Here is a 3,902-nt window from a genome sequence, read left to right as displayed (position 1 = left end):
GAGCAGCTTATTAAGCGCCGACGTCAATAACGGCCTGAGCGAAAGCTCGCGGTGCTTCCTGGGGCAAGTTGTGCCCGACGCCACCCGTGATCAGCCGATGCTCGTAGCGACCGGTGAAACGGGCCGCGTAGGCACTCGGCTGAGGGTGCGGCGCGCCATTCGAGTCCCCCTCCATGGTGATTGTCGGCACGTGAATGACAGGCACCTCTGCCAGTCGCGCCTCAAGGGCGTCATAGCGCTGCTCCCCCGTGGCAAGCCCCAGCCGCCAGCGGTAGTTGTGGATGGTGATGCTGACATGATCGGGATTGTCGAGCGCCTGGGCGCTGCGCTCGAACGTTGCCTCAGGAAAATTCCAGTGCGGCGAGGCCGTCTGCCAGATGAGTTTCGCGAAGTCCTTGCGATAGGCCTCGTAGCCGGCGCGGCCCCGGCTGGTGGCGAAGTAGAACTGATACCACCAGGCGTGTTCCGCCGCGGGCGGAAGAGGCTGCTTGCCCGCTTCCTGATTGCCTATGAGATAGCCGCTCACGGCGACGAGTGCACGGCATCGCTCCGGCCAGAGTGCAGCCATAATATCCGCCGTGCGCGCACCCCAGTCGAAACCGCCGATCACGGCCTGATGAATGCCAAGCGCGTCCATCAGCGCGATGACATCAACTGCGAAGGCCGATTGCTGCCCATTGCGGACGGTGGTCGGGAAGAGGAAGCGAGTGGTGCCATAGCCGCGCAGATAGGGCACGATCACTCGGTAGCCGGCGGCAGCGAGGATGGGCGCGACATCGACATAGCTGTGAATGTCATAGGGCCAGCCATGAAGCAGGATGACGGCCGGATGGCTGGCGTCGCCGAGTTCCGCATAGCCAACCTCTAGCAGGCCGGCACGAACCGATTTCAGCGGCTCCGTGAAAGAGCCACTCTGACCCGGGGCGGGTGCGGCGGCCGCAAGCCGGGGGATCCCAAACTGGGCGGCCACCGCTGCCATGGCGGTTGCGCCGAGGATGCCGCGGCGAGCACGATTGATGACAGGGTCTTGCATGGTATGAACCTCCGTATCTGGTTTCGATGGCCGGAGATTGCCCTGGGCGACGGCGGTACGCTTGAAGATAGCCCCAAGATTCTCTTCAGATTTCCCTGATTTCTGCCCCGCTTTCGATCATGATAACGTCAGTGCCCGCAGAACGGCACCCGCATGCTCTATCAGTTCGGAAGTTTCAGCCTCGATACCGCCCGCCGGGAGCTCCGCCGCGGGGATGTCCTCGTTGGGGTCGAGCCTCAGGTTTTCGACCTACTCAGCTATCTCATCGCGATGCGGGACCGGGTGGTGAGCCGCGACGATCTCTTCGCCGCCGTGTGGCAGGGCCGCATCGTCTCGGAGGCGACGCTGAGCAGCCGCCTCAACGCGGCACGAACGGCCATAGGGGATACTGGCAGCGAGCAGCGGCTGATCAGGACGCTGCCGCGCAAGGGCATCCGGTTCGTAGGTGACGTTCGGGCGGTGGCCGAGCCGGAGGCCGGCCCGGCTATGATTGAGGCGCTGGCAGATGTCACCGCGCCGCACGCCGGGCCACGCTTGCCATCGGTCGCGGTTCTGCCTTTCGCGAACCTGAGCGGAGACCAGGAGCAGGACTATTTCGCAGATGGGATGACAGAAGAGATCATCACCACCTTGTCCCACAGTAGCAGCCTTTTCGTGATCGCCCGCAATTCCTCGTTCGTCTACAGGGGCAAGGCTATCGACGTCCGGCAAGCGGGGCGCGAGCTCGGCGTCACGTATGTGCTCGAGGGCAGCGTGCGCCGTGGTCGCGAAGGACTGCGCATCACCTGCCAGCTGGTTGATGCCGTTTCAGGCGTGCATCTCTGGTCGGATCGCTTCGATGGCGATGTGCGAGATGTCTTCGCGTTGCAGGAACAGGTAGCGGAGTCAGTGGCAGCCGTCATCGAACCGACGCTGCAATTCGCGGAAATCGGCAAGCTGACGCGCGATCTCCCGCAGCGACTTGATGCCTATGATCTCGTCCTGCGCGCCTATGGGCAACTGGCCGAATTCACACCCACCAGCATGGAGGCTGCGCTAGCCACCCTTGAGCAATCGCGCGCTGTCGACCCAAGCTACGCCCCGTCGATGGCAGCGCTCGCGTATTGCAGAGCTCAATGCCATTTCCAGGGCTGGATAGCGCAGGACGAGGCGACGTTGGCGGCTACCTGCAACCTCGCCTGGCAAGCTGTGGAGCGTACGCCGAACGATGCGCAGACCCTCTGGATGGCGGCCTTCGCGATTTGGAACATGGCAGGGTCGGGGCGGGAGCCCGCGCGGGAACTGCTTCGCCGTTCGCTGCTACTCAATCCGAACTCCGCTATGGCGCTCACGGTTGCCGGCTGGATAGAGATCATGTGCGGCAATGTGCACGAGGGCCGCGCGATGGTGGTTCGCGCGCAGCGGTTGAACCCGCGCGATCCGCGCGGTTGGTTCATCTCGGGCGCAATGGCGATCGCGGCCGTGATCGAAGAGAACTATCCCGAGGCACTGCTCTGGGCAGAACGCTCGCTTGCCCAGAACCGGCGATTTGCTGTGGCGCTGCGTGTCCTGGCCGTCGCCCACATGAAACTGGACCAGGAGGAGCCGGCAAGAGCGGCCGTTCGGAGGCTCCTAGCTATCGAGCCCGGTCTGACTGTCTCGGCCTTCTTCGCCCGCATTCCTGTGCCGCACCCGGGAATGGCCAAAACCTATGCCGACGCCTTAGGTGCCGCGGGCCTGCCGCCCTGATCCTTTACAACATCCCAAAGCGGTTGTGCTACGGCATGACTGCTGGCTAAGCGGCGACCACTCAAACCGGGGAAACACGAGCGTCCGGTCATAGTAATTGGGGGCCAAAAGCAGACTGGCCCTTCCGACCTTAAGTGAGCATAAAGCGCCGGTCAGCTGAGGACCCGATGAGGACACTGACGAGGTTTCACGACATCTCATACGCGGACATTGTCATGCTTTGTGGAGCAGAGGCTTATTGTTCTCAAGTTGGTGGCACCAGTCGATAGACGAACAATCCAGAGAGGAAATTGTGCAAGACCTAGTTGGTAAGACCGCATTCGTGACCGGTGGGGCAAGCGGTATCGGATTTGCTCTCAGTAAAGCGCTCGTTGAAGCGGGCATGAAGGTCGTTCTCGCGGACATCGAGACGCATGCACTGGATTTCGCCGTCAAAGCCCTTCGTGAATTAGGTGGTGTGGTCCAGGGCGTTTCCTGTGATGTTGCCGATGCCGATAGCGTCGTGCGCGCAAGCGAAACCGCCTTCGAAGCATTCGGGCACGTTCACATGATTTGCAACAACGCAGGTGTCGGAGATGGCGGTGGCATCGACAACATTTTTCTGGATAGCTGGCGGTGGGTTATCGATGTCAACTTGATGGGCGTACTTCACGGCATCCGAGCTTTCCTTCCCCACATTCGCGCTCATGGTGAAGGCGGCCACATCGTAAACACGGCGTCCATGGCTGGGATGAATAGCGGGCTTGGGTTCAGTGCCTACTCAGCCAGCAAATTCGCGGTGGTTAATATGTCGGAGGGATTGGCAGCGGAGCTCAAATCACTGGGCATCGGGGTCACCGTGATCTGCCCGGGCTTTGTGCGAACTAGAATTATGGAAAGTGGCCGAAACCGGCCCGACCGATACGGCTCAGCGCGGACGCCAGACCCCAACAGTCCCGACGGCAAACTGCTCGCGCACCTCATCGAACTCAACCAGGCAGGTATTGACCCTGCAGATGTCGCGGCTCAAACGCTGAAGGCGATCCGCGAAAACAGACTTTACGTGTTCACACATCCTGGTGGCGAGTGGCGCACCGAGGTGGAGGAACGCTTCACGGCTATTCTAGCAGCCATGGATAAAGCGGCGAGGCGTTCAACGTGA

At 61.7% G+C, this 3,902-nt stretch carries 3 protein-coding genes; 2 read left to right on the top strand and 1 reads right to left on the bottom strand.

Features of this window, described 5'->3' with window-relative positions; all coding sequences use genetic code 11:
• Window positions 1-10 precede the first annotated feature (10 nt).
• The gene (locus VL752_RS12265; protein ID WP_325355587.1) at window positions 11-1,033 is read right to left on the bottom strand and encodes an alpha/beta fold hydrolase; all 1,023 of its coding nucleotides are present in this window, start codon (window positions 1,031-1,033) and stop codon (window positions 11-13) included.
• Between the two features lie 153 nt (window positions 1,034-1,186).
• Between VL752_RS12265 and VL752_RS12260 the strand changes: the two genes are divergently transcribed.
• Window positions 1,187-2,761, top strand: a complete 1,575-nt coding sequence (locus tag VL752_RS12260) for a winged helix-turn-helix domain-containing protein (RefSeq protein WP_325355585.1) — start codon at window positions 1,187-1,189, stop codon at window positions 2,759-2,761.
• Window positions 2,762-3,083: 322 nt separating this feature from the next.
• Window positions 3,084-3,902, top strand: coding sequence for an SDR family NAD(P)-dependent oxidoreductase (locus tag VL752_RS12255; protein ID WP_325355583.1), 819 nt, complete (start codon window positions 3,084-3,086; stop codon window positions 3,900-3,902).

Source organism: Acidisoma sp. (assembly GCF_035492295.1).
In the GTDB taxonomy this organism is placed as follows: domain Bacteria; phylum Pseudomonadota; class Alphaproteobacteria; order Acetobacterales; family Acetobacteraceae; genus Acidisoma.
Note: the sequence above shows the minus strand (reverse complement) of the source record. Positions and strands in the feature narration are given on the sequence as shown.